Annotated in this window: 30 protein-coding genes; 14 read left to right on the top strand and 16 right to left on the bottom strand. The window is 65.4% G+C overall.

The genetic code is table 11. The features are described 5' to 3' along the window. Position 1: 1 nt before the first annotated feature. The 3 genes from ACYQML_RS07495 to ACYQML_RS07485 all read right to left on the bottom strand — a co-directional run bounded on the left by ACYQML_RS07495 (position 2) and on the right by ACYQML_RS07485 (position 2,763). Positions 2-1,090: an MSMEG_0568 family radical SAM protein gene (locus tag ACYQML_RS07495; protein WP_461235684.1), complete on the bottom strand. Its 1,089-nt coding sequence runs from the start codon at positions 1,088-1,090 to the stop codon at positions 2-4. Next, the gene (locus tag ACYQML_RS07490; RefSeq protein ID WP_461235176.1) at positions 1,035-2,126 is read right to left on the bottom strand and encodes a Nit6803 family nitrilase; all 1,092 of its coding nucleotides are present in this window, start codon (positions 2,124-2,126) and stop codon (positions 1,035-1,037) included. The genes ACYQML_RS07495 and ACYQML_RS07490 overlap by 56 nt, the downstream gene beginning before the upstream one ends. A 154-nt stretch (positions 2,127-2,280) precedes the next feature. After that, on the bottom strand, positions 2,281-2,763 hold the full coding sequence (locus tag ACYQML_RS07485; protein ID WP_056427869.1) for an MSMEG_0572/Sll0783 family nitrogen starvation response protein: 483 nt from the start codon (positions 2,761-2,763) through the stop codon (positions 2,281-2,283). A 354-nt stretch (positions 2,764-3,117) separates the two neighbouring features. Here ACYQML_RS07485 and ACYQML_RS07480 point away from each other — a divergent pair, with 354 nt between their 5' ends. The 5 genes from ACYQML_RS07480 to ACYQML_RS07460 all read left to right on the top strand — a co-directional run bounded on the left by ACYQML_RS07480 (position 3,118) and on the right by ACYQML_RS07460 (position 7,559). Beyond that, positions 3,118-4,569, top strand: a complete 1,452-nt coding sequence (locus ACYQML_RS07480; protein ID WP_461235175.1) for an aminotransferase-like domain-containing protein — start codon at positions 3,118-3,120, stop codon at positions 4,567-4,569. Between the two features lie 287 nt (positions 4,570-4,856). Further along, positions 4,857-5,585 (top strand): guanitoxin biosynthesis heme-dependent pre-guanitoxin N-hydroxylase GntA, encoded by a 729-nt coding sequence (gene gntA, locus ACYQML_RS07475; protein ID WP_056427872.1) that lies wholly within the window; start codon positions 4,857-4,859, stop codon positions 5,583-5,585. Further along, on the top strand, positions 5,566-6,213 hold the full coding sequence (locus ACYQML_RS07470; protein WP_461235174.1) for a DUF1989 domain-containing protein: 648 nt from the start codon (positions 5,566-5,568) through the stop codon (positions 6,211-6,213). The genes gntA and ACYQML_RS07470 overlap by 20 nt, the downstream gene beginning before the upstream one ends. Positions 6,214-6,264: 51 nt before the next feature. Further along, entirely contained in the window at positions 6,265-6,981 is a 717-nt protein-coding gene (rnhA, locus tag ACYQML_RS07465; protein ID WP_056427876.1) for a ribonuclease HI, read from the top strand. A gap of 14 nt (positions 6,982-6,995) precedes the next feature. Continuing rightward, positions 6,996-7,559 (top strand): DNA-3-methyladenine glycosylase, encoded by a 564-nt coding sequence (locus ACYQML_RS07460; RefSeq protein WP_461235683.1) that lies wholly within the window; start codon positions 6,996-6,998, stop codon positions 7,557-7,559. A gap of 42 nt (positions 7,560-7,601) precedes the next feature. On the opposite strand, the gene ACYQML_RS07455 is transcribed toward ACYQML_RS07460, so the two are convergent. Together ACYQML_RS07455 and ACYQML_RS07450 are read right to left on the bottom strand one after the other, a co-directional pair. After that, the gene (locus ACYQML_RS07455; RefSeq protein WP_461235173.1) at positions 7,602-8,747 is read right to left on the bottom strand and encodes an NADH:flavin oxidoreductase; all 1,146 of its coding nucleotides are present in this window, start codon (positions 8,745-8,747) and stop codon (positions 7,602-7,604) included. Between the two features lies 1 nt (position 8,748). Then, a complete protein-coding gene (locus ACYQML_RS07450; RefSeq protein WP_461235172.1) occupies positions 8,749-9,141 on the bottom strand; it encodes a RidA family protein in 393 nt (130 codons plus the stop codon). A 120-nt stretch (positions 9,142-9,261) separates the two neighbouring features. Between ACYQML_RS07450 and ACYQML_RS07445 the strand changes: the two genes are divergently transcribed. The 7 genes from ACYQML_RS07445 (at position 9,262) to mnhG (ending at position 16,497) form a co-directional block, all read left to right on the top strand. Next, positions 9,262-10,215, top strand: coding sequence for a LysR substrate-binding domain-containing protein (locus tag ACYQML_RS07445; protein ID WP_461235171.1), 954 nt, complete (start codon positions 9,262-9,264; stop codon positions 10,213-10,215). A 241-nt stretch (positions 10,216-10,456) separates the two neighbouring features. Beyond that, a complete protein-coding gene (locus ACYQML_RS07440; RefSeq protein WP_461235170.1) occupies positions 10,457-13,387 on the top strand; it encodes a monovalent cation/H+ antiporter subunit A in 2,931 nt (976 codons plus the stop codon). Beyond that, a complete protein-coding gene (locus ACYQML_RS07435) occupies positions 13,387-13,755 on the top strand; it encodes a Na+/H+ antiporter subunit C (protein ID WP_018041828.1) in 369 nt (122 codons plus the stop codon). The genes ACYQML_RS07440 and ACYQML_RS07435 overlap by 1 nt, the downstream gene beginning before the upstream one ends. Then, entirely contained in the window at positions 13,752-15,359 is a 1,608-nt protein-coding gene (locus ACYQML_RS07430) for a monovalent cation/H+ antiporter subunit D (protein WP_461235169.1), read from the top strand. Before ACYQML_RS07435 ends, ACYQML_RS07430 begins: the two co-directional genes overlap by 4 nt. Then, entirely contained in the window at positions 15,356-15,847 is a 492-nt protein-coding gene (locus ACYQML_RS07425) for a Na+/H+ antiporter subunit E (protein ID WP_207412989.1), read from the top strand. Before ACYQML_RS07430 ends, ACYQML_RS07425 begins: the two co-directional genes overlap by 4 nt. Before the next feature lie 27 nt (positions 15,848-15,874). Next, positions 15,875-16,159: a K+/H+ antiporter subunit F gene (locus ACYQML_RS07420; RefSeq protein ID WP_018041825.1), complete on the top strand. Its 285-nt coding sequence runs from the start codon at positions 15,875-15,877 to the stop codon at positions 16,157-16,159. Continuing rightward, positions 16,156-16,497 (top strand): monovalent cation/H(+) antiporter subunit G, encoded by a 342-nt coding sequence (gene mnhG, locus ACYQML_RS07415; protein ID WP_419952957.1) that lies wholly within the window; start codon positions 16,156-16,158, stop codon positions 16,495-16,497. The genes ACYQML_RS07420 and mnhG overlap by 4 nt, the downstream gene beginning before the upstream one ends. A gap of 11 nt (positions 16,498-16,508) precedes the next feature. Here the strand turns inward: mnhG and ACYQML_RS07410 are convergent, their stop codons facing one another. The 4 genes from ACYQML_RS07410 to ACYQML_RS07395 all read right to left on the bottom strand — a co-directional run bounded on the left by ACYQML_RS07410 (position 16,509) and on the right by ACYQML_RS07395 (position 20,780). After that, a complete protein-coding gene (locus ACYQML_RS07410; RefSeq protein ID WP_461235168.1) occupies positions 16,509-18,260 on the bottom strand; it encodes a monovalent cation:proton antiporter-2 (CPA2) family protein in 1,752 nt (583 codons plus the stop codon). A 72-nt stretch (positions 18,261-18,332) separates the two neighbouring features. Next, positions 18,333-19,271 carry a pirin family protein gene (locus ACYQML_RS07405; RefSeq protein WP_461235167.1) on the bottom strand — a complete coding sequence of 313 codons (939 nt, stop codon included), beginning with the start codon at positions 19,269-19,271 and terminating at the stop codon, positions 18,333-18,335. Positions 19,272-19,914: 643 nt separating this feature from the next. After that, positions 19,915-20,313 (bottom strand): energy transducer TonB family protein, encoded by a 399-nt coding sequence (locus ACYQML_RS07400; protein WP_082470428.1) that lies wholly within the window; start codon positions 20,311-20,313, stop codon positions 19,915-19,917. Positions 20,314-20,507: 194 nt separating this feature from the next. After that, a complete protein-coding gene (locus ACYQML_RS07395) occupies positions 20,508-20,780 on the bottom strand; it encodes a hypothetical protein (protein WP_082470426.1) in 273 nt (90 codons plus the stop codon). A 750-nt stretch (positions 20,781-21,530) separates the two neighbouring features. On the opposite strand from ACYQML_RS07395, the gene ACYQML_RS07390 reads away from it, so the two are divergent. Together ACYQML_RS07390 and ACYQML_RS07385 are read left to right on the top strand one after the other, a co-directional pair. Next, positions 21,531-21,710 carry a hypothetical protein gene (locus tag ACYQML_RS07390; RefSeq protein ID WP_461235166.1) on the top strand — a complete coding sequence of 60 codons (180 nt, stop codon included), beginning with the start codon at positions 21,531-21,533 and terminating at the stop codon, positions 21,708-21,710. A 152-nt stretch (positions 21,711-21,862) separates the two neighbouring features. Continuing rightward, the gene (locus ACYQML_RS07385) at positions 21,863-22,126 is read left to right on the top strand and encodes a hypothetical protein (protein ID WP_461235165.1); all 264 of its coding nucleotides are present in this window, start codon (positions 21,863-21,865) and stop codon (positions 22,124-22,126) included. A gap of 73 nt (positions 22,127-22,199) precedes the next feature. Here ACYQML_RS07385 and ACYQML_RS07380 read toward each other — a convergent pair whose 3' ends face one another. The 7 genes from ACYQML_RS07380 to ACYQML_RS07350 form a co-directional block, all read right to left on the bottom strand. Then, positions 22,200-22,361, bottom strand: coding sequence for a hypothetical protein (locus ACYQML_RS07380; protein ID WP_461235164.1), 162 nt, complete (start codon positions 22,359-22,361; stop codon positions 22,200-22,202). A gap of 148 nt (positions 22,362-22,509) precedes the next feature. Continuing rightward, the gene (locus ACYQML_RS07375) at positions 22,510-23,973 is read right to left on the bottom strand and encodes a glycosyltransferase family 61 protein (protein WP_461235163.1); all 1,464 of its coding nucleotides are present in this window, start codon (positions 23,971-23,973) and stop codon (positions 22,510-22,512) included. Positions 23,974-24,158: 185 nt separating this feature from the next. Next, on the bottom strand, positions 24,159-24,434 hold the full coding sequence (locus ACYQML_RS07370; protein WP_461235162.1) for a hypothetical protein: 276 nt from the start codon (positions 24,432-24,434) through the stop codon (positions 24,159-24,161). 161 nt (positions 24,435-24,595) lie between these two features. Next, positions 24,596-25,039 (bottom strand): hypothetical protein, encoded by a 444-nt coding sequence (locus ACYQML_RS07365; RefSeq protein ID WP_461235161.1) that lies wholly within the window; start codon positions 25,037-25,039, stop codon positions 24,596-24,598. Next, positions 25,029-25,457 (bottom strand): hypothetical protein, encoded by a 429-nt coding sequence (locus ACYQML_RS07360; protein ID WP_461235160.1) that lies wholly within the window; start codon positions 25,455-25,457, stop codon positions 25,029-25,031. Before ACYQML_RS07360 ends, ACYQML_RS07365 begins: the two co-directional genes overlap by 11 nt. Before the next feature lie 53 nt (positions 25,458-25,510). Beyond that, positions 25,511-26,020: a hypothetical protein gene (locus tag ACYQML_RS07355; protein WP_461235159.1), complete on the bottom strand. Its 510-nt coding sequence runs from the start codon at positions 26,018-26,020 to the stop codon at positions 25,511-25,513. A 74-nt stretch (positions 26,021-26,094) separates the two neighbouring features. Then, complete coding sequence (locus tag ACYQML_RS07350; RefSeq protein WP_461235158.1) at positions 26,095-26,766, bottom strand: lysozyme; 672 nt, start codon at positions 26,764-26,766, stop codon at positions 26,095-26,097. Between the last annotated feature and the right edge of the window lie 190 nt (positions 26,767-26,956).

The following is a 26,956-nucleotide window of genomic DNA, read 5'->3' as shown; positions in this document are numbered from 1 at the left end:
CTCACCGCTCGTAGGTGGAGAGGGCCGAACAGGCGCCGCAGCGGCCGCACCCGGCCTTGATGTCGGTGGAGCGCAAACCCGCCCCCACCAGCATCGCCGCGAGCGGCTTGAGCACGGAATGCATGAAATCCGGCGAGGGGGCGGGATGGTCCTCCAGCGGCGTGCCGGAAATCGGCACGAACGGCACCACGAACGGGTAGACTCCCATGCCGATCAGGCGCTGGGCCATGGCGAGGATCGCTTCCGTCGTGTCTCCGAGCCCGGCGAGGATATAGGTCGAGACCTGGCCCTTGCCGAAGACCGGAACGGCGGCGGCGAAAGCGTCGAAATAGCGGTCCAGCGGCACGCTCGCCTTGCCGGGCATGATTCGCGCCCGGACCTCAGGCGTCACCGCCTCGAGATGCAGACCGAGTGCATCGACGCCCGACGCCTTCAGCCGAGCGAACCAGCGGTCGTCATCGGGAGGCTCGCATTGGGCCTGGATCGGCAGGTCCACCGCCGCCTTCACCGCGAAGGCGCTCTCGCAGAGCACTGCCGCCCCTCGGTCGGTGGCGTTGGGCGTGCCCGTGGTCATCACCATGTGCTTGACGCCGTCGAGGAGCACGGCGGCGCGGGCGACCTCCGCGAGTTGCTGCGGCGTCTTGTGGGCGACGGTTCGCCCGGCCGCGAGCGACTGTCCGATGGAGCAGAACTGGCAGGTCTTGGTGCGGCTCTGGTAGCGGATGCAGGTCTGCAGCACCGTGGTGGCGAGCACGTCGCGCCCGTGCAGCACGGCGATCTTCGAATAGGGCACCCCGTCGAGGGTCTGGAGCCCGTAGAACCGGGGCTTGCCCGGAAACGTCACCCGACCGATCACGGTGCCGTCATGCTCGATGAGGCTCGACCCGTCGGCATCGGGGCGGCGCACGAGGTAGGGCGAGTCGAAGGCGCCCGCGGTATGGACCGGCACCATCACGGTGCGGCCGGCGATGGTCATCGCCTTGTGGTCGGAAGGGCCGGCCCCGCCCCGGCGGCTGGCGACCCCGGCGCGGGTGTCAGCCAACCTGACTCCGTAGGATTGGAGGGCGTTGATCAGGTGCTCCGTCGGCATCCCCTGGTAGACCGGGGACGGCACCGGCGAGGAAGCGGCCGGGGAGGTCAGCAGCGGAGAGTCGCTCATGGTCGGTGCTCCGGGGATGCGGGATGTCCGATGCGGGCGTGGTCACCACCGTGCGGGCGGGACGTGCGTCATGGTTGAGGCTGAGGAGTTCGGGGCGGGCGTAATGGCCGACCGAATCCATCATCCGCTTGCGCTTGGTGACCAGCGCCATGTCCATGTCGGCGACGAGGATGCCCTCGCCCTCCGTCATTGGCGGGACGAGGTGCTTGCCTTCCGGCGAGACGATGGCCGTACAATTGCCGCCGCGCAGGGCCCCGCGCATCCGCTCGTCGGGAGAGATCTTGACGATCTGCGCCTCGGTGAGCCAGCCGGTGGCGTTGACGACGAAGGCGGCGGCCTCCAGGGCGTGGTGCCGGATCGTCACCTCCATCTGGTCGGCGAAGATCTGACCCACCATGGAGCCCGGGAACTGGGCCGCGTGGATCTCCTCGTGCTGCGCCATCAGGGCGTAGCGGGCGAGCGGGTTGTAATGCTCCCAGCAGGCGAGCGCCCCGACCCGGCCCACCGCCGTCTCGACCACGGTGAGGCCGGCACCGTCCCCCTGACCCCAGATCATGCGCTCGTGGTAGGTCGGCGTGATCTTGCGGCGCTTGAGCAGCAGCGTCCCATCGGCGTCGAAGATGAGCTGCGCATTGTAGAGCGAGCCGTGGTCGCGCTCGTTGATGCCGAGCACGATCACCGCGCCATGCCGGCGCGCGGCGGCCGAGACCGCCTGCGTCACCGGCCCCGGCACGGTCACCGCGCCCTCGTAGAGGCGCAAATGTTCGGGCCCCTGCGCCGCCGGCGGGGCGATGAAGGAAAAGTACGGGTAGTACGGCACGAAGGTCTCGGGGAACACGATGAACCGCGCGCCCTTGCCCGCCGCTTCGTCTGTCGCGGCGAGCACTTTCTCCAGCGTCCCGCCCGGCCGCTCCAGATCCGGGGAAATCTGGACGGCGGCGGCGCGCACGATGCGTGACTCGGACATCGGCCTGTTCCCTGTTCGCCATGGTCCGCGAGCATTCCCTCTCCCCTCTGCGGGAGAGGGTGGCCCACGAAGTGGGTCGGGAGAGGGGAGCGCCATCTCTGGAGAGGTCGCCCCTCTCCCGCCTCCACCACAGAGGGGGAGGGTCAGAACGGCCTCAGACCGTCCAGGTGTCGATGACCACGGCGTTGTCGCGCTTGTGCAGCAGCACCAGGTCGAGGACGTCGGTGGGGGCGATGGGGCGGATGCCCTCGATCAGCGAGGGCTCGCCATGGCCGTAGAGCGCCTGCAGCGCGAACCGGCAGGCATAGACCTTACCGCCCTCGGAGAGGAACTTCACGATCTGGTTGTTCATGTTCATGTGGCCGGGAAAGGCCTCGTCGCCGAGCGTCGGGAAGCCGCGCTGGACGCCGAGCGTCACGCCCGGCCCGTAGAGCAGGACGGAGGTCTCGAAGCCCTTGCGCAGCAACCGCGTCGCCTGGAGCAGGTTCACGAAGCCGATGGAGCCCTCGAAGGCCACGGTGTGGAAGGTGACGAGGGCCTTCTGGCCCGGCTCGGCCTTCACGTCCTCGAAGACCTTCTCTTCGTAATCCACGAAGTAATCGCCCTTCTTATGGTGCTCGGCGGTCACGGCTGGCATCGCAAATACTCCCCGTCATCTCGATATCCGCCGCGATCACGAGCAGCGACGGCTGATGAGGAGATGGCAAACCGCATGCCAGCAACCGGTGGAGTTCGATCCAGCCAAATCCGCGCTGACGGATACAGTCAATCATGCGGTCAATGTCAGTCGAATGCGAAGGCTCTGGCCAGCGTGCCGATCGCTTAAAAAGCGGGCATTGGATGCATACATACTCGACACAATGAAAACTATACTCACCATATATTTGAATGCATTGACCGGAAATTCAGATCCAGAACCTTACGGTATATCACGGCATGGCGGTTGCTTTCCATACAATACCGGATTGAATGGATATTGATCGGTTTCGCGATGACCAACAGCCAGCGATCGGCCAAGTCCGCCCGGCCGACCTTGCCTCTCCTCGTCTCGCCGGAGGGATGGACGCCGGACCTCCAGCGCTGGGGCAAGCCGCATTACCTCGCCATCGTCGAGGCCATTGCCGACGATATCCGGACCGGGCGTCTCGCCGTCGCGGAGCGTCTCCCGCCCCAGCGCGTCCTCGCCGAGCGGCTGGACCTGAACTTCACCACCGTGGCGCGCGGCTATGTGGAGGCGCAGCGCCGGGGGCTCGTTGAAGCGCGGGTGGGCCAGGGGACCTTCGTCGCCGAACCGGCGCTCCGCGTCACGCAGCCGAGGGCGGCACCGGAGCGCCGGCACGGCCCCGTCGATTTCACCATGAACCTGCCGCCGGAACCCGACGACCCCGCTTTGCTCGAGCGGATGAGGGGCGGCCTCGCCTCGGTCTCGGAGAATCTCGCCAATCTGCTGCGCTACCAGGGTTTCGGCGGGACGCCGGACGACAAGGACGCGGCGGTGGAATGGCTGCGCCGCCGCGGCCTCGACGCGCCTCGCGACCGACTCCTGATCTGCCCCGGCGCCCATGCGGCGCTCGGAGCCGTGATGAGCCTCGTGGCGCAACCCGGCGACACGATCTGCTGCGAGGCGCTGACCTATCCCGGCGCGCGGGCGCTCGCCGCTCATCTCAACCTGCGCCTCGTCGGCCTGCCCATGGATGGCGAAGGGATCGACGCCGCGGCCTTCGCGGCCACCTGCACCCGTCATGCGCCGAAGGCGCTCTACCTCAACCCGACCCTGCAGAACCCGACCACGATCACGATCTCGCCGGAGAGACGCGAGGCCATCGTCACCGTGGCGCGACGCTACAACGTGGCGATCATCGAAGACGACGCCTACGGTTTCGTGCCGATGATTCCGGTTGCGAGTTTCTACCGCCTTGCGCCGGAGATCACCTATCACGTGGCCGGCCTCGCCAAGTGCCTCGGTGCCGGCCTGCGGCTCGCCTACATGCTGGCCCCCAGTGCCCGCGCGGCACTCCAACTGACGTCCGCCCTGCGCGCATCGACGGTGATGGCCTCCCCCATCACCACGGCTCTCGCGACGCGCTGGATCAATGACGGCACCGCAGAGGCGATCCTGGCCTTCGTCCGCTCGGAATCCCGGGTTCGCCAGGGCATCGCCGCCGGGATGCTGGGGCGGCACGGCGTGACCGCCGACCCCGCCGGCTTCCACCTCTGGCTGTCCCTGCCCGAAGGCTGGACCCGTTCGGCCTTCGCGAGCCAGGCGCGCGCAGCCGGAATCGGCGCTGTGGCGAGCGACGCCTTCCTCGCCGCGGGAGAAGCGCCTGAAGCGGTGCGGATCTGCCTTGGAGGACTCGCCGGCCGCGCCGAGATCACGCAATCGCTGGAGGTGCTTGCCCATGCCCTGTCGCATTCACCGGAGCTGGCTTCCGCCTATATTTAGCAGCGCGCGACAAACGGCCGGAGCGGTAGCAAGAGAGCGTCAAGGTGTCCCATTACAACGACCCCTTTATCTCCATGACAATGTACGAAAGAAGACCGACCTAGATTATCCTAATTTATCGAGATCCTGGGTCTCATCTGTTGGTGATCCCGGAAACTCTGTGGACAGCGACGTTCTAGCTCAACGAGAGTCGGAACCTCCCCTGCCGCGATTGGTTGGCCATGTCCTCGCAGCGCGGGCCTCCGGGTCCGCTTGCGGAGCTCAGACCAGAGACGATCCGGAGCACCATGCTGTTTCCCACCGACGATGCCGGGCATCCGCTCGCTCAGGAATTTCACGCCTTCATCAAGAGTCAGCCTTTCCCCTGCGTCGGTGCGAAATCGGCTCTCGCCAAGGGGCAACTGAAGGTTCTCGTGGCCCGCGACATCGCCTCCGGCTGGGACGATACGCGGATCTATCCGGCGCTTCTGGCCTTCATCTGCCGCTACCGGGCCGACCCGAAACTGTTCCAGAGCTTCGCCGTCGTCTTCGAAGCGTCTCAGCGCCAGAGCGAAGAGGAGTTCGAGCGGCACCTGTGGGCGCGTGTGCAATCCCTCTCCGACAAGGACGTCTTTCTAGGCCAGCGCTACGACAAGCGGGTGCAGGCCGACCCGGACGACCCGCATTTCTCCCTGTCCTTCGGCGGGGAGGCGTTCTTCCTCGTCGGCATGCATCCGGGCGCGAGCCGTCCGGCCCGCCGCTTTTCCCACCCCGTCCTCGTCTTCAACGTCCGCGCTCAGTTCGAGCAGTTGCGGGCGGAGGGCCGTTACGAGGGTCTGCGCTCGGCCATTCTCGCCCGCGATGAAGCCCTTGCCGGCTCGATCAACCCGATGCTGGCGCGGCATGGCGAGACATCGGAAGCGCGCCAATACAGCGGCCGCGCCGTCGAAGGAGATTGGGTCTGCCCGTTCAGGGGGCGCGAGACTGGGACCAGGGCCGGCGACTCCGCTCTTCGGGATGGCCGCGATGCCGCCTGACACCGCCCTCCCCCCGATCCACCGCCACGAGATCGCGCCCCGCAGTGGCGTCGCCTTCGTGCTCGCCAAGGGCGACCGCCTCACCGTGATCGACCCGAACGGCGAGCAGGTCGCCGATCTTCTGGCCTACTCCGCGGCCGACCGCGAGGAGGTGATCTCGTCGGGCCGGACCCTCGATTACGCCAGCCGCATCTACCTGACGACGGGCGACCCGATCTACTCGAACCGCTCCAACGTTCTGCTGCGCATTGTCGAGGATACGGTGGGGCGGCACGATTTCCTGCTGACCCCCTGCTCTGCGGACACCTTCCGCATCATTTACGGCGACACGCATCCGCACCGCGGCTGTTTCGGCAACCTCGCCGCCGCGCTCGCGCCCTATGGCATCGAGCCGGACCGGATCCCGGTGGCCTTCAACGTGTTCATGAACGTCGTGGTGAACGGCGAGACCGGGGAATTAAAGGTCGAGCCGCCCCTGAGCCGGGCCGGCGACCGTGTGACCTTCGAGGCCGAGACCGACCTCATCATCGGGCTCACCGCCTGCTCGGCTCTGCAATCGAACAACAATGCTTTCAAGCCGATCCATTACGAGATCCGGCCCGCAGGTGCGCCCCCGCAATCGCCCTGACCCTGCGCCTCGTGCTAGGGGCCCCGCTGCCCCGGACATGAGATCAGCGTCATGACGACAACGAAGCCCGCCCTCGCCCGCGCCGTCGCCTATGCCGATGGCGGCTGTGATCCGAACCCGGGCCCGGGGGGCTGGGGCGTGGTGATCGAGGGACCGGAGGGCAAGATCGAGCTCTGCGGCGGCGACCGCGCCACCACCAACAACCGGATGGAATTGACGGCGGCGATCAAGGCCCTGTCGCATTTCCCCGCCGGGTCGGCGATCGAGATGCGCTGCGACAGCCAGTACGTCATCAAGTCGGTGACCGAATGGATGCGAGGCTGGAAGGCGAAGGGCTGGCGCACCAGCACCGGGCCGGTGAAGAACGTCGAGCTGATGCAGGAGCTCGACGCCCTCAACGCCGCCCGCGACGTAAAGTGGACCTGGGTGCGGGGCCATACCGGCAATGTCGGCAACGAGCGCGCCGACCGGCTGGCGGCGCAGGGTCGGCGGCAGGCCCTCGGTCTCGCTCCGGCCGGCGAACCGGTTCCGTCCCCCGCCGTCCCGGCGGTGGTGCCTCCTCCGGGCGTGGCGGCGGAAGCGCCGGCCCCTGCCCCCCGCACGACGCCGGTGGCGATCGATCTCGGCCTCGGCCTCGACGTGTCGCGAGCGGCCAAACTCGGCGGGCTGACGCCTCAGGCCTTCGTCGAACGCGCAATCCGCGTGGCCCTGAAACTCGGGCCGGACGGCATCGCCCGCGTGCTGGATGGCGGTTCCGCCAAACCGTGAGCCTCGGGCAAGCCGTGAGCCTCGGGGCGGATTTCTATGCGCGGCCGGCGGCGGCGGTCGCCTCCGACCTGATCGGATGCCGCCTCCTCGTCTCCGGGATCGGCGGGCTCGTCGTCGAGACCGAGGCCTATGACCGGAGCGACCCGGCCTCCCATAGTTTCAACGGTCCGACCCGGCGCAATGCCAGCATGTTCGGGCCGCCGGGCCATGCCTATGTCTACCGCTCCTACGGCATGCATTGGTGCCTCAACCTCGTCTGCGAACCGGGAAGCGCTGTGCTGATCCGCGCGATCGAGCCGAAAGAGGGGATCGAGACCATGCGCGAGCGGCGCGGGCTCGACGCCCTCCGCCTCCTCTGCGCGGGACCGGGCCGCCTGTGTCAGGCCCTGGCGGTGACGAACCTGCAGGACGGCCTTCCCCTCGACCGGCCGCCCTTCGAACTTGAGCGACGGGACGCGACGCCGGAGATCCTGGCCGACCGTCGCATCGGCATCACGCGCGGGGCGGATACCCCGTGGCGCTTCCTCCTCGCGGGCTCCGCCTATCTCAGCAAGCCGGTATCGCGCCGACGGGAATAGGCCGGCCATCGAGGGACACCGGAGCCCAGGGTCGTTTCGGTCTCAGTCGGGCGTGGCGGCGGAGCGCCGCCGATAGGCCTCGGCATTCTCGAGATCGGCGATGGGAGACAGGAGCGCGCCGTCGAGCTCATCGAGGGGAAGTCCTCCCGCTACGCGGCGCGGCCAGTCCGGATTGGCGAGAGCTCCGCGTCCGACAGACACGAAGTCCGCTTCGCCAGCAGCCATGAGACCGGCCGCCCGCGATGGCCGATGAAGACCACCATTGGCGATCACGGGTCGACGGCCGTGGCGCTTGGCCAGAGCCGCCAGACTTGCCGTCGCCTCGAAGGCGGGCTGCCACGCCTCATGCTCTGTCGTGTGCAGATAATCGATGGACAGGCCGCCGAGCGTACCGAAGATGGCAGCGGCCTCGTCCTCGCCCCCGCTCCATTTATGCGTGAGGTCGTTGACCTTGCCCTGGGAGATGCGGAGGCCCACCACGAAATCGAGCCCGACAGCCTTCCGGACGGCATCCACGACTTCGACGATGAGGCGCATCCGCCGGACGACGTCGCCGCCGTAGCGATCCTGGCGCAGGTTGGTTCCCTCGCTGAGGAACTGGTCCAGGAGGTAGCCGTTCGCCGCGTGGATCTCGACACCGTCGAAGCCCGTATCCCGTGCCCGAACCGCCGCCTCGGCAAAGCCGATCACGACTGCCCTGACGTCCGGTTCCGACATGGAATCAGGGATCGGATACTCACCGCTTCCGCGATAGAAGATCATCTGCCGACCCTTGGGCTTCACCTCCGAAGGTCCCCTGGTCCCGGTCCGGAACGCGTTCCCCTGTGAGAGGGCCCCGGCATGCATCAGCTGTGCGATGATCCTCGCACCGTGCCCATGCACGCCTTCGACGATCGGCTTCCAGGCATCGCACTGTTCGGTGTCGGCAAGACCCGGCTGGAACAGGTAACCCTGAGAATGCGCCGTGTCGGTGTAGAGGCCCTCGGTGATGACGAGGCCGAAGCCACCGGTCGCGAAGGCGGCATAGTAATCCGCCATGCGCTGCGTCGCACGGCCATCCGACCCGGCGCTGACCCGCGTCATCGGGGCGACCGCCATTCTGTTCCGAAGCGCCATCTGGCCGATGGCCGACGGCGTCAGGAGACGGCGCAGGCCGTCGGGATCCGGCATCGTCGCCAGCGCATCCACCTCAAGCACTCCTGACGCTGACGGCCGCGATAGCCTCGATCTCGATCATGGCCCGGGGATCGTAGAGCGCCTTGACCTCGGCGATGGTGTCGGCGGGATAGGGCGCGGTGAAGTACCGGCGGCGCAATGCCACGACGTCCCGGAAGTGGTCCATGTCGGTGACGAAGATCGTCACCTTCACCAAGTCCTCCAGGCTCGATCCGCCAGCCTCCAACACCCTGCGGAGGTTGGAGAAGGCCTGCTCGCCCTGCTCCATGAAGCCACCGTCGACGATCCGCCCGTCATCATCCGCCCCGGCCTGGCCGGAGATGAAGAGAAGGCCGCCATACCGAATGCCCTGCGACAGCAGGAAAGGCTCATAATTGTCGGGCTGCGTGATGATGCGTTCCAGCATGGTCGTCTCGCTTTCGATGGACGGGAAAGCGGCATGAACCCATCTTGCCCCAGCCGCTCCGATGGGGGAGAGGTGGGCTCGAATCCGGAGCGCGACAAACTCCAAATCCTCGGGTGATGGATGAGCGGATCTCATCTCGGTCTGCGACGCCGCCTACCGCCGCTCGGCGCTCTGCGTGCTTTCGAAGCCGCGGCACGACACGGGAGTTTCAAGCTTGCGGCGGCCGAACTCGCGGTGACGCCAACCGCGATCAGTCACCAGATCCGCGGCCTCGAAGAGAATATCGGACTGAGCCACTTCGAGAGACGGGTCCGCCAGGTGATGCTGACCGAGGCCGGTTTCCAATTATACCCTGTCCTGCGCGAGGGGTTCGATGCCTTCGAAGCCGCCATTACCCGCCTGACGCGAGTGCGGAGCCGGATACAGATCACCATCACCGCCACGAGCGCGTTCACGGCGAAATGGCTGGTCCCGAGGGTATCCGGCTTCCGGGCTCTCCATCCGGATATCGACCTGCATCTGCTGGCCTCGGATGACGCCATCGATCTCGATGCCGCCGGCGCGGACCTCGCCATTCGCTACGGGCGCGGCCCCTATCCGGGCCTCTCCGCCGAGGCGATGTTCGCCGATCGTTTCGCGCCTGTGGTCAACCCTCTCTTCCGCAAGATCGCCTTCGACGACCTAACGGGCGACGATCCTGAAGCCGCGCCGCTCATCCATTTCCGTTGGAGATGGAAGCATCCGCTGAACCCGACCTGGGAAACCTGGTTCGATCGCGCGGGATTGCCTTGTCCATCCCGGCCCGGCCAGATCCGCTTCTCCGACGAGGGGCACGCGATCCAGGCCGCGGTGGCGGGCCAGGGGGTCGCCCTGTTGAGCCTCGCCCTCGTGGAAGCGGAACTGGCGGTGGGCCAACTCGTCCAGCCGTTCGGGCCGGTTCTGGACGGCCATATCTACCATCTCGTCACCAGCGAGGCAGGCCTCTCGAAACCCAGCGTCCAGGCGACGACCGAATGGCTGCGCGCGGAGGCCGCCACGTTCCGGGCGCGGATGGAAGGCCATCCTTCGACCTGACATACCTGTCCCCGCGATATCGGGCATTGAACGAGCAAGGCTCTATCTCGGCAGGGCCAGACCATGACCGGAGAGATGTCGCGGGGATTCTACGGAATCTTGGCGCTCTCCACCCTCGCCACGTCTGATGTTGCGTCCTATACCGCACTCGACCCGCGCGAGCGCCCCGCTCCTGGTTTCGCCGGACGCCCCCGCACCCCATGGAGGGCGCTCTCGCCCAACGAGGGTATTGCCCGAGCCGATGCCGCCCCACCTGCTCCTCACCATCGCCGCCATCCTGCCCTTCCTCGGCAGCGTCGTGGCGATCTGCCTGCCGGGCCACGCACGCAACGCCGCCGCGATCCTCGCCGGTTTCGTGATGGTGACCTGCCTCGCCTGCATCGGGCTCCTCTACCCCGCCGTCGCAGGCCCGGACCCCATCGTCTGGGCGGTCGACTGGCTGCCGACGTTGGGCGTCCGCCTCGTGCTGCGGCTCGACGGGCTGTCCTGGCTGTTCTCCGTCCTGGTGCTCGGCATCGGCGCGCTCGTGGTCCTCTATGCGCGCTATTACATGGCGGAAGCGGACCCGGTGCCGCGTCTGTTCTCGTATTTCCTCGCCTTCGTCGGCGCGATGCTGGGCATCGTGCTCTCGGGCAACCTGATCCAGCTCTTCGTCTTCTGGGAATTGACGAGCATCGTCTCGTTCCTGCTCATCGGCTACTGGTCCGACAACGCCTCCGCACGGGACGGCGCGCGGATGGCGCTGACCATCACGGCGGCCGGCGGCCTCTGCCTGTTCGTCGGTCTGGTGCTCATCGGGCAGATCGTCGGCAGCTACGACCTCTCGGCGGTGCTCGCCTCGGGCGACGCGATCCGCAACAGCCCGCTCTACCTGCCGGCCCTGGTTCTGGTGCTGGCCGGCGCGCTCACTAAGTCGGCGCAGTTCCCGTTCCACATCTGGCTGCCGCGCGCCATGGCGGCACCGACCCCGATCAGCGCCTACCTGCATTCGGCCACCATGGTGAAGGCCGGCATCTTCCTGATGATCCGGTTCTGGCCGGTGCTGGCGAACACCGAGGCCTGGTACTGGATCGTCGGCACCGCCGGCATGATCACGATGCTGGTGGGCGCGTGGAGCGCGATCTTCCAGCACGACCTCAAGGGTCTGCTCGCCTATTCCACCATCAGCCATCTCGGGCTGATCACCCTGCTCCTCGGCCTCGATTCGCCGCTGGCTGTCGTGGCGGCGATCTTCCACACGGTGAACCACGCGACGTTCAAGGCCTCGCTGTTCATGGCGGTGGGCATCATCGACCACGAGACCGGGACGCGCAACATGCGCCGTCTCAGCGGTCTGTGGCGGGCCATGCCCTATACGGCGACGCTGGCGATGGTCGCCGCCGCCGCGATGGCGGGTGTGCCGCTCCTCAACGGCTTCCTGTCGAAGGAAATGTTCCTGGCTGAGGCGGTCGACAACGCGGACGGCCACCTGCTCAATCTCGCCTTGCCGGTGCTGGCGACGTTGGCGAGCGCCTTCACCATGCTGTATTCCGTGCGCTTCATCCGGCAGGCCTTCTTCGGACCCGCCCCGCACGACCTGCCGCACGCGCCCCACGAGCCGGTCCGCTGGATGCGCATCCCGATCGAGCTGCTCGTCCTCGTCTGCGTCGCCATCGGCCTCGTGCCGAACCTGACGATCGGTCCCCTCCTCGCAGGCGCGGTCCGGGCGGTCCTCGGCGAGCGGACCCCCGATTACGACCTCGCCATCTGGCACGGCTTCAACGCGCCGCTTGCACTCAGCATGGTGGCGCTGCTGGGCGGCATCGCGCTCTATGTTGCGTTCGGGCGGCGAATCAACACCAATCCCCGCGGCGGCCCCTGGCTGATGGACCGGATCGACGGCGGCTGGCTGTTCGAGCGGACCATGACCGGCCTCGTGAACGGCGCGCGCCGCCTGGAAGCCGGGCTCGGCGCCGAGCGACTCCAGGCGCAGTTGCGCATTCTCTTCCTTACCGTGCTCCTGGCCGCATTGGTGACGGGAGCCGCACGGGGGCTCGACCTGTTCGCGCCGGGCAAGACCACGGAGTTCGACCCGGCCTTCGCGCTGATGTGGCTCGTGGGCGCGGCCTGCGCCATCGGCGCGGCGGAGCGGGCGAAGTACCACCGGCTCTCCGCCGCCATCTTCGTCGGCGGGGCGGGCCTCGTGAGCAGCCTCACCTTCCTCTGGCTCTCCGCCCCGGATCTCGCGGTGACGCAGATCCTGGTGGAGATCGTCACCACCGTGCTGCTGCTGCTGGGCCTGCGCTGGCTGCCCAAGCGCGACGCGGCGATTCCGGCACCGGCTTGGGAGAAGACGCGGTCCCGCCGTCGACGGATGATTGATCTCGGCATCGCCGCCTTTGCCGGCCTCGGGCTCGCCGGGTTGGCCTACGCGGTGATGACCCGGCCCGCCGTCGACGGGATCGCCCGCTGGTTCATCGAGGAGGCCTACCCGCAGGCGGGCGGACGCAACGTCGTCAACGTATTGCTGGTGGATTTCCGGGCCTTCGACACGTTGGGCGAAATCTGCGTGCTGGGCATCGTCGGCCTGACGGTGTTCGCGCTCCTTCGCCGCTTCCGGCCCGCCTCCGACAGTCTCGGTCCTCCCAAGCAGCAGGTGAACCACGACGCCTATGACGATGCCCGCGAGGGCCGCGAGCTCGGCGACACCACCGCCGATGCTCTCCTCGTTCCGCGCGTGGTGATGACGTGGCTGTTCCCCTTCATCGTCCTCCTCGCCCTGCACCTGTTCCTGCGCGGCCACGACCTGCCGGGCGGCGGCTTCGCGGCGGGCATCGCGCTCACCATCGCCTTCATGCTGCAATACATGGCCCAGGGCGCGCAGTGGGTCGAAGAGCGGCTGCGGATCCAGCCGATCTCGTGGATCGGCATCGGCCTGCTGGTCTCCGTCTCGGTCGGCGCCGGTTCCTGGCTGTTCGGGCGTCCGTTCCTCACCGCCTATTTCGCCTATTGGAAGCCGCCTCTGCTCGGCAAGGTCCCGATGGCGAGCGCGCTTCTGTTCGATCTCGGGATCATGGTGCTGGTGGTGGGCGCGAGCGCGCTGATGCTCGTCGCCCTGGCTCACCAATCCCTGCGGCGCACCCGCCCCGCCGAGGCGGGGGTGGAGCGGGTCGTCGAGAAGGAGCCCGCCTGATGGAGATCGTGCTGTCCCTGGGGATCGGCGTCTTCGCCGCCTCGGGCATCTGGCTGATGCTGCGTCCCCGCACCTTCCAGGTCGTGCTGGGCATCTCGCTGCTGAGCTACGCCGTCAACCTGTTCATCTTCGCCATGGGCCGGCTGACGGTGGGCGCGCCGCCGGTGCTCGGGGCCGGGGCCGACATCGTCTCCGTGGACGACCCGGTGCCGCAGGCCCTGGTCCTCACCGCCCTGGTGATCGGCTTCGCGCTCACCGCGCTCTTCCTCGTCGTGCTGCTCGCCGCCCGCGGCATCACCGGCAGCGACCATGTGGACGGCCGCGAGCCGCATCTGGCGGAGCCGAATCCAGAGAACCCGCATCCATGAACGCCACGGTTCTGAATACCCCCCTCGTCAGCGACTGGACCGACCATCTCGTCGTCCTGCCCATCGTTCTGCCGATCGCGGTGGCCGGGGCGATGTTCCTCATGGACGAGCGCCGGAGCCGGCTGAAAGGGGCGCTCAGCCTCGCCACGGTGCTGGCCCTCTTCGGCATATCCCTCATCCTCGTCTGGCGCGCGAGCGAGGCGGCGCAGATCTACCGCCTCGGCAATTGGGCCGCACCCTACGGGATCGTGCTGGTGGCCGACCGGCTCTCGGCCCTGATGCTGGCGCTCGGCAGCGTGCTGGGCCTGTGCGCCCTGGTCTTCTCCTTCGCCCGCTGGGGCCGGGCGGGGCCGCGCTTCCACGGCCTGTTCCTCCTGCTGCTGATGGGCGTGAACGGCGCCTTCCTCACCGGAGACCTGTTCAACCTGTTCGTGTTCTTCGAGGTGATGCTGGCCGCCTCCTACGGTCTCGTCCTGCACGGATCGGGCGAGACGCGGATCCGGGCCGGCCTCGGCTACATCGCGGTCAATCTCGTCGCCTCGCTGTTCTTCCTCGTCGGCGTCAGCCTCATCTACGGCACGATGGGAACCCTCAACATGGCCGACCTCGCCCGGCGGCTCGCGGCGCCGGAGGCGGGGGAACTCGCCCTGTTCGAGATCGGCTGCGCGATCCTCGGCATCGCCTTCCTGATCAAGTGCAGCGCCTGGCCGCTCGGGTTCTGGCTGCCCACCACCTACGCGGCAGCGAGTGCGCCGGCGGCCGCGATCCTCGCGATCCTGAGCAAGGTCGGCATCTACGTGGTGGTGCGCCTGAGCCTGCTTCTGTTCGGGGCGGGACTGTCGGAGGGGTTCGGACAGACCTGGATCCTCGCCGCCGGTCTCGCGACGATGGCCTATGGCGCCATCGGCATCCTGGCGGCGCGCGACCTCACGCGGGCGGCGGGCTATGCGGTGATGATCTCGTCGGGCACGGTGCTGGCGGCCTTGGGGAGCGGCAGTGACCGGGCGCTCTCGGGCGCCCTGTACTACCTCCTCGGCTCCACCCTCGCGGCGGGCGCCCTGTTCCTGCTCGCCGAAATCCTGCAGCGCGGCCGCGACCCGCTGGAGGCCGCCCAGGCCGTCTTCGCCGACGAGTACCGCGACCCGTTCGACGATGCCGACGCCACCGAGATCGGCCGGGCGATCCCCGCTGCGGTGGCGCTCCTCGGGAGCGGCTTCCTCATCTGCACGCTGATGTTGGCGGGGGTTCCCCCGCTCTCCGGTTTCGTCGGCAAGCTCGCGATTTTCACGGGGCTCACCGCGGGCACGATGACCGCGTCCGCCTGGTGGCTCATCACCGCGCTGACCCTGTCGAGCTTCGCCACGCTGATGCCGATGGTGCGGCTCGGGATCAAGAACCTCTGGGTTCCGAGCGACGACCCGCCGCCGGTCCTGCGCCTTTCGGAATTCACCGCTCTCGCCGGCCTGCTCGCCGCCTGTGTGGCGCTCGCCCTTTGGGGCGGCCCGGCCCTCGCCTATGCCGACGAGACCGTGCGCTGGCTGGCCCAGCCGCAGGATTACGTTCGCGCCGTCCTCGGGCCGACCCGGGAAGGCGGTGGATCGTGAGCCGCCTCCTGCCCTACCCCATCCTGTCGGCCTGCCTCGCCGCGACCTGGCTGCTCCTGAACGCGCCGCTCTCACCGGGCAACGTCCTGCTGGCGCTGCTGGTCGGCCTCACGGTTCCCGCCGTCATGCTGGCGCTACGGCCTCCCTCGGTGCGGGTGCGGGCGCCCGGCACCCTCGCGCGGCTCGCCGTGATCGTGCTCTACGACATGGTGCGCTCGAACATCGATGTCGCCCGCATCATCCTCGGGCTTCGCGGCGGCGAGCGGCGGACCGGCTTCGTCACGATTCCCCTCGACATGCGCGAGCCGTTCGGTCTCGCGATCCTATCGATCATCCTCACCGGCACGCCCGGCACCCTCTGGGTCCAGTACGATTCCGACACGGGCTGCCTGCTCATTCACGTGCTCGACTACACGGATGGCGAGGAATGGGTGCGGCGGGTGAAGGACCGCTACGAGCGCCCCCTGATGCAGATCTTCGCCCCATGATCTTCTTCGTCCCATGAGGTTCTTCCCATGAGCGCCAACACCGTTCTCGACTGGGGGCTCGGCTTCGCCCAGGGAATGCTGGTTCTCGCCATGGCGCTTGCCGCGTGGCGGATGCTGCGCGGCCCCCGCGCGCAGGATCGCATCCTCGGTCTCGACACCCTCTACCTCAACGGCATGCTGGCGGTGGTGGTCCACGGCATGCGCACCGGCAGCGGCCTCTATTTCGAGGCCGCCCTGATCCTCGGCATGATCGGCTTCACCGCCACCGTGGCGCTGGCGAAGTTCCTGATGCAGGGCGAGGTGATCCAGTGAACGGCGCCGAATTGCCCGTCTGGGCCGCGTGGCTGGTGGTTGCTCTGGCGATCGTCGGCGCGGGTTTCTCGCTGACGGGCGCCTTCGGCCTCATCCGCCTCCGAACGTTCTACGAGCGCGTCCATGCCCCCACCCTGGGAGCGACGCTGGGCATGGCGCTTATCCTCATGAGCTCGATGCTGCTCCTGTCCCTGATCGAGGGCCGCCTCGTCCTGCGTGACGCCCTGATCGGCGTGTTCCTCACCGTGACGACCCCGGTGACGCTGCTGCTCCTCGCCCGCGCGGCGGCGCAGCGGGACCGCCACGAGGGCAATCCCGGCGCACCGCCCGAGGTGTGAGACCCTACGCCTCAAGCCTCCACCGCATTCCCACGGATCAGGTCGCGCCCGGCATAGATCCCGCCCACGGTCTCCATATCGAGCCGCTCGGCGTCGCGGCGGCGGACTTCGGCCATGACCGCGCTGGCAGAATCCGGCTCGTCACCGATGGCCAGGAGCGCCTGCTCGCCGAAGGCCAGGGCCGACTCGAGCGTCTCGCGAAGCTGGTAGGCGACACCGGCATGGATGAGCTCGATCGCGTGCTCGCGGTCGCGGGCGCGGGCAAGGACGGGAACGAGGGGGAACTCGGCCCTCGCCAGTTCGGCGATCCGCCGCGCGGCCTCGCGATCGTCGATGCAGATCAGGATCGCCCGTGCCGTGGCGGCCCCGGCCGCGTGCAGGATGTCGAGGCGCGTACCGTCGCCGTAATAGACCTTGAAGCCGAATTGTTCGGCGACGCGGATATAGGCAGGGTTGGTGTCGATGATCGAGACCGAGCAGCCGCGCGAGATCAGCGGCTGGCTCACCACCTGCCCGAAGCGGCCGAAGCCGATGATGAGGGCGCTGCCCACGAGATTTTCTGGCACCTCGAGGCCCTCCGTCGAGACCGAGGCCTTGGGACCAAAGCGGTCGAAGGCGATCACCATCAGCGGCGTGACGGCCATGGAGAGGATGATCGTCGCCGTCAGGACGGCGTTGGTGGTGCCGTCGATGATGCCGGCGCTCGCGGCGGCGGCATAGAGCACGAAGGCGAACTCGCCGCCCTGGGCCATCAGGGCCGCACGCTCCATTGCTTCGGGATGCGAAGCGCGCAGGAGGCGGGCGACGGCGTAGATGACAATGCTCTTCACCACCATGTAGGCGACGACGCCCATGAGGATGAGCGCCCAGTTCGCGGCGATGACCGTGAGGTCGAGGGACATGCCCACACCGAGGAAGAACAGGCCGAGCAGGATGCCCCGGAACGGCTCGATATCGGCCTCCAGCTGGTGCCGGAAGCTCGATTCCGAAAGCAGGACGCCCGCCAGGAACGCACCCATGGCCATGGACAGCCCGCCGAGCTGCATGGCCAGGGCCGAGCCGAGCACGACGAGGAGGGCCGCCGCCGTCATCACCTCGCGGGCCTTGGCCGCGGCCAGCAGGCGGAACAGCGGGTTGAGCAGCCAGCGCCCGGCCGCCACCAGGGCGGCCACGGACCCGAGGGCGATACCGATGCCATAGACGCGGTCCATCGTGCCGGTCGCCTGCCCGCCGGGGGCCAGCAGCGCGACGATGGCGAGGAGCGGCACGATGGCGAGGTCCTCGAGCAGGAGGATCGCCACGATGCGCTGTCCCTTCGGCGTCGAGAGCGACCCGCGCTCTTCGAGAAGCTGCATGACGATGGCGGTGGAGGTGAGGACGAAGCCGGTGCCGGCCACGAAGGAGATCGCAGGCGAGAACCCCATGGCGATACCGACGAGCATGAGCGCGGCGATGCAGACGCCGACCTGGGCGAGGCCGAGGCCGAAGATCTCGCGCCGCATGCCCCAGAGCCGCGACGGCTCCATCTCCAGCCCGATGATGAACAGGAACATCACCACGCCGAGTTCGGCCACATGCAGGATGGCGTGCGCATCCGAGAACAGGCCAAGGCCGAACGGGCCGATGGCGAGCCCCGCCACGAGGTAGCCGAGGACCGAGCCGAGGCCGATCCGCTTGAACACGGGCACCGCGACGACGCCGGCGGCGAGCAGCGCCACGACCTGTACGAGTTCGCTCGCGGCACCGGATGCTTCAACTGCCATGATGTCGATATGTCCTCTCGGGGGGGATTCGCGGGCGAGGCCCCATCGGCCCTGCCCCGGTCTCGCGCAACTCTACGGATAGCGCACGGGCGGGGGTGATTCCGGCAAGGGGATGAATTCGGATTCGCCGGGCACGGTGTCGAAACGGGCCTGGCGCCAATCCTCCTTGGCCTGCTCGATCCGCTCGGGGCGCGAGGAGACGAAGTTCCACCAGAGATGGCGCGGCCCGTCCATGGGCTCGCCGCCCAGCACCATGAAGCGTGCGGCCTCGGTGGCCCGCACGCTGATGCGGTCGCCGGGATTGAAGACAAGAAGCTGGCCGGGGCCGAACCCGTCGCCGGCAATGTCGATGGCGCCGGAGACGGTGTAGATCGCGCGCTCGTCATAGGTCGGGTCGAGGGGCAGCACGGCGCCGGCCTCCAGCATCACGTCGGCATAGACTATCGGGCTCGAGGTCCGCACCGGCGATCTGGCACCGAAGGCCTCTCCAGCGATCAGCCGGACGATCTTGCCCTCGCCGGTGAGGACCGGCAGCGCATCGGCGTCGTAATGTTCGAAGGCCGGGGCGGTCTCCTCGTCCTTGCCGCTGAGCGCGACCCAGGCCTGAATGCCGAACAGTTTCGAGCCGGTCCGGCGCAGCCCGGCTCCGGTCCGCTCCGAATGGGTGATGCCGCGACCGGCCGTCATCCAGTTGAGCTCGCCCGGACGGATCGGCAGTTCGGTGCCCAGGCTGTCCCGGTGCATGATCTCGCCGTCGAACAGGTAGGTGACGGTGGAGAGGCCAATATGCGGATGGGGCCGCACGTCCATGCCCTGGCCGAGCAGGAACTCGGACGGCCCCATCTGGTCGAAGAAGATGAACGGACCGACCATCCGGCACTCCGTCGACGGCAGAGCTCGCCGGACGGAGAACGAGCCGAGATCCCGCGAACGAGGGACGATCAGGGTCTTGATCGCATCGCAGGAAAAGTGATCGCCCGGAACCGGGTCGTCCGCACTGTGCCAGCTCATCGCTCACTTCCCTTCTGCTTAATCCGATTGACGTCTCTTGCGGTTTGCGAGGCAGGCATCCGATCCGCAGCACCGTTCCCGCCGGTCCACGAGATCGGTCGGGCTATACGCTCGCTCCCGGCGCCGGGTCTTGAAGAATGCCGGCATGTCCGCCTCGAATGGGTTATCGAGCATCTCTGCTCTCGATGAAACAGAAACGATGGAAACCGATCGTTTCGGAAAATACGCTCTCGCCTCGTCACCTTTGCGCCGCGAGGTTATTGAGGATCCTACAAACCGCACCCATAGAATCCTTCGCAGAACCCGGGTTTGGGAACCTCCCGAAGTGAGACCGCCGAAGTCATCGCGCTCGATTTCGTTGGAGCTCGAGCTCGGGGCGGGCCGAGCCGGTCCGGTCCCGTCCGGCGGCAGAGCGCGAGGCGCGCCGCGAAGACGCAAGCGGCGGTGTTCGCTCGGAAGCCCTCAAACGGGTCTATGGCAGTCGGTGCGAAAACGGATATCGGCAATGGCGCTTCACGATGAACAGCCCGGCGTCGCCATCTCGATCAGCGGAGGATAAGTCACCTGTCTCGCGGGGGTCGCTCTAAACTCACGGCATACGGAACCGTGTAACAGGAAGACTGTGGAAGCTTTTGAACGAACATCAATTAAAGACATTACGTGCATATTTCAGCGGCACCGTTACTTTTAATGAGTTCGCTTTTACTTCTTTTGGAAACGGTGGAAATCTTGAACCCGTTTTTACAGTCAACAAAGCCATCCTGTCGAAATCGGGCGACCCAGATGAGTTGACGACATTTGATTCCACGACGTTCCCGTCCCTTCCGACAATGAAGTTGACGACAACAATCACGTCCGAGTTAGATATGTACATTCTTCTCGCAGATTGATGTCTTATATAAACATACCTGGCCAAGGTACCGAGATATTTTTGCTGTATGGTCGGCCCAAACTCATTGTCTTCGGCTTTGGATGCTTCGGGATAAGAGCCTAGAATTGCGCAAAAGCCTGCAATTGCAATGGCAAAGAATTTATAAAACATGGCATCCTCCACCAACAAGCGCAACCAAACTGGTTTATATGCTTGATCTGTGCAAGCCTAGAATCGGCTCTTCCTTGCCGTACTGAGGACAGTCGCTCTCGAGGAGAACCCATACAAACGAAAGATCCCGCCACGGCTTACACCGGGCGGGACCAATTCGGGGAGTGAATTATCGTCGGAGCGTGACGCTAATTCTAGTAACCGTAGCGATAGGCTCGCCGACGATAATTGTGTTCCTGCCGGCGCAGGTGGGCGTCGTAACGCCGTTCACGCGCCCATTCGCGCCGAACCTGCTTCCGGTACCGATAACGCTGGTACCCTTCGCGGCTGTAAAACTGCGCCTTCTCGACAAGAGCAGGCTGCTCGAGCTGGACTGATGACGGCGGCAATGGCGCAGCCTGGGCTGCCGAGGCGAAGCCCGCGACGGCAGCGACGGCCAGGAGAACCAGTTTTGAACTCGTTCGCATCGTTTTCCTCCGTGAAGCTCACGAGATGCGTCATGGCCCTTCAAGCATGAACGGAGCATTGACGCCATTCGCACACGCAAACACGGATTCGTGAGGCAGCAACCGGGCAGAACCGCCCCCGCTTTGAAAAGGCGGGACCGTTCAGATGCTTGGCGCGCATCGTGATGTGGCGACCAATGCCGCCTCGACCGATGCGCGGTGGGACGGATTCTTTCATGCCAAGCCTCTACCTCGGTGAGCCCGCCCCATGGCCGTACTCACCACGGCCCGCTTGCCAGCCGCCGCGTGGTCGCGCCTTGATGAGATCGGCTCATTGGGGCGCGATAAGAGCTTGGATCACGTGGCGGTGACGCCACGAAGGACGACAGGTCGAGCGTCGTCGGCCGTACGAACGGCAGCAGCACCAGCGAGGTTCACGCCCCGGGCAGTCGCAGGCTCATCGTCGCTTCTCCGAAGTGTGCCCGACCGAATGCCGCAAAGCTTCTCGGACGCCCTGGGAACGCTATAGGAAGGTGATAAGATTTTCCTATGGCGGAGAATCCGTAAAATGATCCGGGTTAGGAACCCTTCAAGCTTAAGCCATTGAAATCTTTGAAACCCGTTCCGAGCGGCGTCGGCCGGGGAATGGGCCGCGCCAGTGATTAAGAGGCACAGCCAAGCCAATGATCTGACGGAAAGGCGTTGGAATATGGCGGGATGGAAACACCAGTCAGATTGCCGTTTCGGGTACGCGTTGAGAGCGAAGCTGTGGTGGTGCAAGACGCCATCAGGACGGGGCTGAGCTACATCTATTTCGAGGATGAGCCGATCCGCCGATCCAGCACCAGGCGCGTCACGAGGGCCGTAGCCGTGGAACTGGCGAAGGTGATCGCGCGGACGCTGACGGATCGGTTTCCCGGGCCAGAAACGGGCAAGCCCGGCGCGCCATGACGGCGGCGGGGCTTGAGGAGAAGACGGGTGGAGGATTTCCAAATCAGGCCGACCGAATGTTACCATCAATGCCACGGCTCAGAGATGGTGACAGTCCCTGTCCGGCGCCGGAAGCGCGACGACGTTCTCTAGCCCAGCTCCGAGGAGGCACAATGGAGAATTGGAAAGATGGTGTGGACCCTGCAGTCTTCCGCCTGAACAACGGGGCCGACGACAAGGTGCTCATGCTTGAAGATATATCTGCAATGCATCCAACTGGTGGCCGCGTCTTGCTGGAAAAGGGGTCGCAGTATCGTGCCGGCATGAGGGGCGGGTTTCTCTACTGTCACCTTGGGGGCAACAAATACAATGAAGCCGCCATATTGCCTACTGACTTAGCGAAGGTTCAAATCGCACGAAATCCGACTGTGGTGTGAAACGTAAACCCCGCACCAGCTTTCGCTGAGCGGGGCACTTTAAAAACGCTGATGCTAAGGAGTATTGGGATGATCAGGATTCACCGGAGCCGCTCTCACTGGATTTTGAAAGCTGGCGTTGAGCCTTGCGATCGGCCTTGCGAGCCTCGACCTTAGTCGAGCGGCGGGCAGTGATGCGCGCCTGACGCTTTGCTTCGGCCTTCTCGGATCGAACGACCGCTGCTGTTTCGCTCATTGATAAGACTCCTGGTTTAACGCAGGACGAAAAACGCCCTTTTTGAGCGGAGTTGCAGAAATACATCCCGCTCATTTGGAATGCAACCCGCAAACCGAAGGACCCAAAAACCTGCGTATCGTGAGCCGAGTAAGCAGTGCTCGGGGCATCAAGTCAGGTGCTTAGGAAATTCTTTTCCGTATAGATATTCCCAAAAAGCCTTCACATCCAATGACCAACTGTCATCTTCACCGATTTGAGGCTCAAGCCAAGCGCGGTAATTGTGCCCTCGCAATAGGCTCAATCTTGCATAATTAAATCGCAGCTTATGCGTGCCATCGCTAATGGGAAGTATTTCAGTCACCTTCGTTCCAGGTGAGCACATGATTAGGTGCGAAAGCCCGGCTCCATGTGGAGCAACGATTTCCTTAGCCGAAAAGGCTATGAAGAACTGTTGCCAGAGTGGCATCCCGGTAAATGAGACGATTTCATAATCGTCCGCAGCCAGAAGTGCCTCAATTTCCTTTTCATTCGACATAGGACGCCGCTTCGCATCGCTACGTGAGATGTAGATCCTCTCTGAAGCTACGAGGGAAGCGTCTTCTGCCCTCTCCATGACATACTGTTTTATCTTGTCAAAGATTGGAGATACCTGATCCCAGTACATCATACCTTCGAAACCAACGCGCGGCACGATGAGCTTTTCGACATACTCGGGCCCCCCGATGGGGCAAACTAACCCACCGATGCCTACCAGCTTTAGCGTCTCCGCCTCGAACGGTGAGGCTCGATCGCTCAACAAGATTGGCAATACCGCATCGTCTCGGTCAACCATCCATGAGAACGCAGCAAGTCTGTCAACGAGCCAATGGTAGATGCCGCGGGTTTCTTTGATCCCAAACATTGCCGTATAGTGATTTGGAACATCGCCTTGTTTCACCGAGACAATAGGCTTTCCAGTTGTTTTTATAATAGCACCGTCTTCGCGCCAAATCTGGCCATGACGATCCACAAAGACGCTTTTGTATTCACGAAGCACAGGCCTCTTTGCTTTTGAAAGCGTAGAACGAGTACGCTCCATAGCGAGATCAAAGGCTGCTAGATGCCTCGGAGCCGTTCGCGAGCCGAGCTTGGCAACTGCGCTGCCTAATAAGGCGGGATCTGATTTTCCGTTCGGAAACCGGAATTTTGATGGTGTTGGTTTGATCTCGGCGCCCCCCTTTAGCGCCGAGACAATGACCGCCTTTATTTCATTCTTGAGAGTTTCATCTTGCGTATAAGCGATTATGCGGCGCGCCTGCTTAACAAATGCAGGATCACCCTGCAGGTCGGGATTGGCCTGAATGGTTTTCCAGGCGAGGTCACACCGCTCAGAGGCGACGAACGACCGCGCAAAAGAGTAGCGATGGGTCCGATCCCAGCGGCTGGACAAAGCTATGTCAGCCGCTCGCCTGAGTGCATTCTCCTCGGAGAGATCGAAAGCCGCCGCGATGTACGCGTTCAGGATATGATGGCTCTGAAGGAGAAAGGCGTCATCGCCTCCCCATTCGAGGATTTGCTGCCATTTCCCGTGAGAAGTGGCCTGGCGCGCATCCGCCAGGGTTGCCAACGAAGGCTTGCCATCTGTGGCCATTGGAACCGTGATCCTGTTTGCCAACGCGTTGCCTCGCAATGCCGCAAGCGCGAAGGGTTCGCAATCCACGAGGCCTGCAGAACATGCGAACGAAAAACCCGCCGCGGCGCGAGCCGGGCGGGTCGAATTAAACGCAGCGAAGTATCCGGAGACCGGTAGGCGTCCTCTGCCCGGGTTTTGTACCCTTAACGATAAGCACGCCGGTAATGCGCGGCCTTCCGCCGGTAATGGGCATCTTGACGGCGGTAATGGGCGTCCTGCCGCCGGTAGTGGGCAGCCTGACGGCGCAGGTGCCCCTGGTACGCACGACGGCGGTGGCCGCCAACGTATTGAACCACCTCCACCAAACTAGCGTGATCGGCGACGGTAGCCGTCTGAGGCAATGGCGCCGCCTGGGCGGTAGAACCCATCGCCGCGCAGGCGATAAACGCTGCCGCTGCTAATTTCTGGATCGCTCGCATGTCGTCTCCTATGCCGGTGTCGGGCGGCGGAAGCTAGGCGCTACCGAAAGGTGCCGCAACCCGATCTAACATTAAAAAAACCCGCTTCGGCTCGCGCCGGGCGGGGTCAAGTCTTTAAGAGTTCGAGAGGAACCGAAGCATACGCATCAGGTATGCCAGAGTTATGACACGCACCGGATATCGCGGATCCTCCCCGCGAGACCCTGGATCGCCTCCACCATCTCCCGGTGCTCTCGGTGGCGGTCCTCTGCCAGGCGCTGCTCGTGCTGGCGGCGCTCCTCCAGAAGCCGGCGCTCATGCTCTCGGTGATCCTCGGCCTCCTTCTTGCGGAATGTCATCTCGGTTTCGCGCATTAAGGTACATCGGTCATGGGAGGCCGACACACCGCGAAGCCCGTCAATGATGTCCTTTAGGTCGTTCTGGCCCATGACCATACCGGCGACCTGGGCAAGGCCATTCCCGCCCACGGTCGGGGGCGCGATATGCGGCTTCTCCACCTTGGCCCGCATGTAGCCGATGACCGCGAGGAGAATGCCGCCTCCGCCGCCTGCCGCCAGAAGCGTGCTGAGGATGTCGACCCACTGCTTGACGTCTTCAGGTGACATTGCGTGGCGCAGCTCCAGCGGACAGGGAACCGTTCTTGAACATATCGTAGCCGGTCGCGAGGACACACCAGCCCTCGAAGCAGAAGCAGACCGGATACCAGCCGAAGCCCGCCGGTAGCCGCGTGTTGAAGGCGTATGCGCCGACCAGCATGAGGAAGCCGATTGCGAGCCAGCACAGGCCGCCTACCAAGGCGCCGACGAAGCGGATCACGGGGGTTCGCCGCCACCAGCCGTTTATGCCGAGCCCGACGGCGCGGAGGATTGCCACGACGACGGCGAGCATCCCCCAGCGGGTCTCCGTCATCACTTCGCCCATGATCCGGTAGACCGGCATGTCGAAGTAGGCTTCAGGACGCAGCATGCTCGCACCCCAGACCAGGAGCATGCAGGACAGCATCCACTCCAGAGGGCGCGTCATGTGCATTGAGGTTGGGGTGTGCGGGTTCATGGCTGCGCCTCCGATAGATGCCCTCACTTCGCGAACGGCAGGGTCGGCAGATCGCGGATCAAAGGCGATAGCGTGTTGGCATCGGTCACGGTCTCATCGAACTTGAAGACCCTGAACAAGCGCTCGGAGATACCCTTTGCGCCGCCCGCCTCCTTCAGCAGCCAGCCGGGGGTTGATCCCATGATGCGCTCCAGCGCGACCTTCAACACGGTGTAACCGACGTCGACTGAAAGGCTTTTGTCGGCGGTAGCGCCTTCAACTGCATTGATCGCGTAGTCGGCACCGGTCTTGAGCATGCGGTCGATACGCTGGGTCGTGAACCACATGGCAGCCCACCAGGGCAGACGGCCAGCTGCGTAGGTGATGGCCGCCATCAGCACGGGTGCAAGCACCTCCAGAGCCGTCTTGGAGAACTCGCCGAGCATGTTGCCCCACGGGATAACGAGAACGGTCGCCGAGGGCGCAGCCCCATGCGCGAACGCGACAGAGACGGCACAGGCGAACGCCAGCGCCGCGAGAAAGAAGCGGGTCATGATGGTCTCACGATGTGGGAGGGGTGCGCGGCGGAACCGGCCGGCTCGGGTCGGCTACGGAAAAGCGTTGGGTATCAGTGCTTGGAGCCGAACCGGTCGTCCAGCCAGGTCAGAAAGCGGGCCAGCATGTTCGGCTGAGCGACCACCTTGGGCTCGTCGAGCGGCTTAGGTGACGGTGCGGGCGCAGGGGCAGCCGGCGGGATCACGACCGGCGCGGGCAGTGGCGTAGTGACCGGCGGTACGTCCAGCGGCACCAGCGTGGACAGCGGCCCGCTGACCGCCTTCGCGTCGGTGCTCCGGGCCTTCGGCGCCGCCTTGCTGTAGGGCGTCAGGAACTGATCGCGCTCGGCGGTGCGCCGGGAGATCAACTCCTTGTTCTTCGTCCACGACATGATCGCCGTGGCGCAGCCCTTCCGGTCGCCAGCGTTCAGCAGGCGCAGAAAGGTCGACCCCTTGAATCCGCCTACGCCGATGTTGAAGGCGATGGAGATCAAGGCATCCCGCTCGTGGTCCGCGACCGGCACCTTGATACATGACAGTATCGGCAGGGCATGCGAGGCCAGATCCTCGAGGAAGAAGGCATCGGCCTGCGCCTGCGTAATGACATGGCCGAGCTTCACACCCTTGATGTGGCCGTAGCCGATTGTCGGTACGCCGACGCTGTCGAGATAGGCTTTCAGCCGCACACCTTCCCGCGATTTAAGCGCGGCAAGGCCAAGCGGCGTCATGATGGCGGACGCGGCCATGTTGGTTCTCCGAGATGGTGGGGGTTGCGCGGCGTGGTCCTTGCCTCCACCTCGCCGCTTGCGAATAGCAGGAGAGGCCAAAGTCATGGAGCGAAGGACAGTCGAGGCGGCATTCACCATCGGCGTGATGGCGGGGGCACTCGTATCGATGGCCGTGAGGTACGGTCCCGGCTTCGCGTTCTGAATGGGG

This window comes from Methylobacterium sp. CM6244, from assembly GCF_054817885.1.
The sequence above is the reverse complement of the archived record's forward strand: the minus strand, read 5'-3'. Positions and strand labels throughout refer to the sequence as shown.

Excerpts from the sequence above, each read along its gene's own strand:
- ACYQML_RS07450 (WP_461235172.1), bottom strand. The coding sequence starts at position 9,141 with ATGCTGGAACGCATCATCACGCAGCCCGACAATTATGAGCCTTTCCTG.
- ACYQML_RS07445 (WP_461235171.1), top strand. The coding sequence starts at position 9,262 with ATGAGCGGATCTCATCTCGGTCTGCGACGCCGCCTACCGCCGCTCGGC.
- ACYQML_RS07495 (WP_461235684.1), bottom strand. The coding sequence starts at position 1,090 with ATGCCGACGGAGCACCTGATCAACGCCCTCCAATCCTACGGAGTCAGG.
- ACYQML_RS07440 (WP_461235170.1), top strand. The coding sequence starts at position 10,457 with ATGCCGCCCCACCTGCTCCTCACCATCGCCGCCATCCTGCCCTTCCTC.
- ACYQML_RS07405 (WP_461235167.1), bottom strand. The coding sequence starts at position 19,271 with ATGAGCTGGCACAGTGCGGACGACCCGGTTCCGGGCGATCACTTTTCC.
- ACYQML_RS07385 (WP_461235165.1), top strand. The coding sequence starts at position 21,863 with ATGGAGAATTGGAAAGATGGTGTGGACCCTGCAGTCTTCCGCCTGAAC.
- ACYQML_RS07485 (WP_056427869.1), bottom strand. The coding sequence starts at position 2,763 with ATGCCAGCCGTGACCGCCGAGCACCATAAGAAGGGCGATTACTTCGTG.
- ACYQML_RS07380 (WP_461235164.1), bottom strand. The coding sequence starts at position 22,361 with ATGAGCGAAACAGCAGCGGTCGTTCGATCCGAGAAGGCCGAAGCAAAG.
- ACYQML_RS07370 (WP_461235162.1), bottom strand. The coding sequence starts at position 24,434 with ATGCGAGCGATCCAGAAATTAGCAGCGGCAGCGTTTATCGCCTGCGCG.
- rnhA (WP_056427876.1), top strand. The coding sequence starts at position 6,265 with ATGACGACAACGAAGCCCGCCCTCGCCCGCGCCGTCGCCTATGCCGAT.
- ACYQML_RS07435 (WP_018041828.1), top strand. The coding sequence starts at position 13,387 with ATGGAGATCGTGCTGTCCCTGGGGATCGGCGTCTTCGCCGCCTCGGGC.
- ACYQML_RS07395 (WP_082470426.1), bottom strand. The coding sequence starts at position 20,780 with ATGCGAACGAGTTCAAAACTGGTTCTCCTGGCCGTCGCTGCCGTCGCG.
- ACYQML_RS07350 (WP_461235158.1), bottom strand. The coding sequence starts at position 26,766 with ATGGCCGCGTCCGCCATCATGACGCCGCTTGGCCTTGCCGCGCTTAAA.
- ACYQML_RS07480 (WP_461235175.1), top strand. The coding sequence starts at position 3,118 with ATGACCAACAGCCAGCGATCGGCCAAGTCCGCCCGGCCGACCTTGCCT.
- ACYQML_RS07490 (WP_461235176.1), bottom strand. The coding sequence starts at position 2,126 with ATGTCCGAGTCACGCATCGTGCGCGCCGCCGCCGTCCAGATTTCCCCG.
- gntA (WP_056427872.1), top strand. The coding sequence starts at position 4,857 with ATGCTGTTTCCCACCGACGATGCCGGGCATCCGCTCGCTCAGGAATTT.
- ACYQML_RS07355 (WP_461235159.1), bottom strand. The coding sequence starts at position 26,020 with ATGACCCGCTTCTTTCTCGCGGCGCTGGCGTTCGCCTGTGCCGTCTCT.
- ACYQML_RS07360 (WP_461235160.1), bottom strand. The coding sequence starts at position 25,457 with ATGACGCGCCCTCTGGAGTGGATGCTGTCCTGCATGCTCCTGGTCTGG.
- ACYQML_RS07410 (WP_461235168.1), bottom strand. The coding sequence starts at position 18,260 with ATGGCAGTTGAAGCATCCGGTGCCGCGAGCGAACTCGTACAGGTCGTG.
- ACYQML_RS07375 (WP_461235163.1), bottom strand. The coding sequence starts at position 23,973 with ATGGCCACAGATGGCAAGCCTTCGTTGGCAACCCTGGCGGATGCGCGC.
- ACYQML_RS07430 (WP_461235169.1), top strand. The coding sequence starts at position 13,752 with ATGAACGCCACGGTTCTGAATACCCCCCTCGTCAGCGACTGGACCGAC.
- ACYQML_RS07400 (WP_082470428.1), bottom strand. The coding sequence starts at position 20,313 with ATGTTTTATAAATTCTTTGCCATTGCAATTGCAGGCTTTTGCGCAATT.
- ACYQML_RS07420 (WP_018041825.1), top strand. The coding sequence starts at position 15,875 with ATGAGCGCCAACACCGTTCTCGACTGGGGGCTCGGCTTCGCCCAGGGA.
- ACYQML_RS07470 (WP_461235174.1), top strand. The coding sequence starts at position 5,566 with ATGGCCGCGATGCCGCCTGACACCGCCCTCCCCCCGATCCACCGCCAC.
- ACYQML_RS07365 (WP_461235161.1), bottom strand. The coding sequence starts at position 25,039 with ATGTCACCTGAAGACGTCAAGCAGTGGGTCGACATCCTCAGCACGCTT.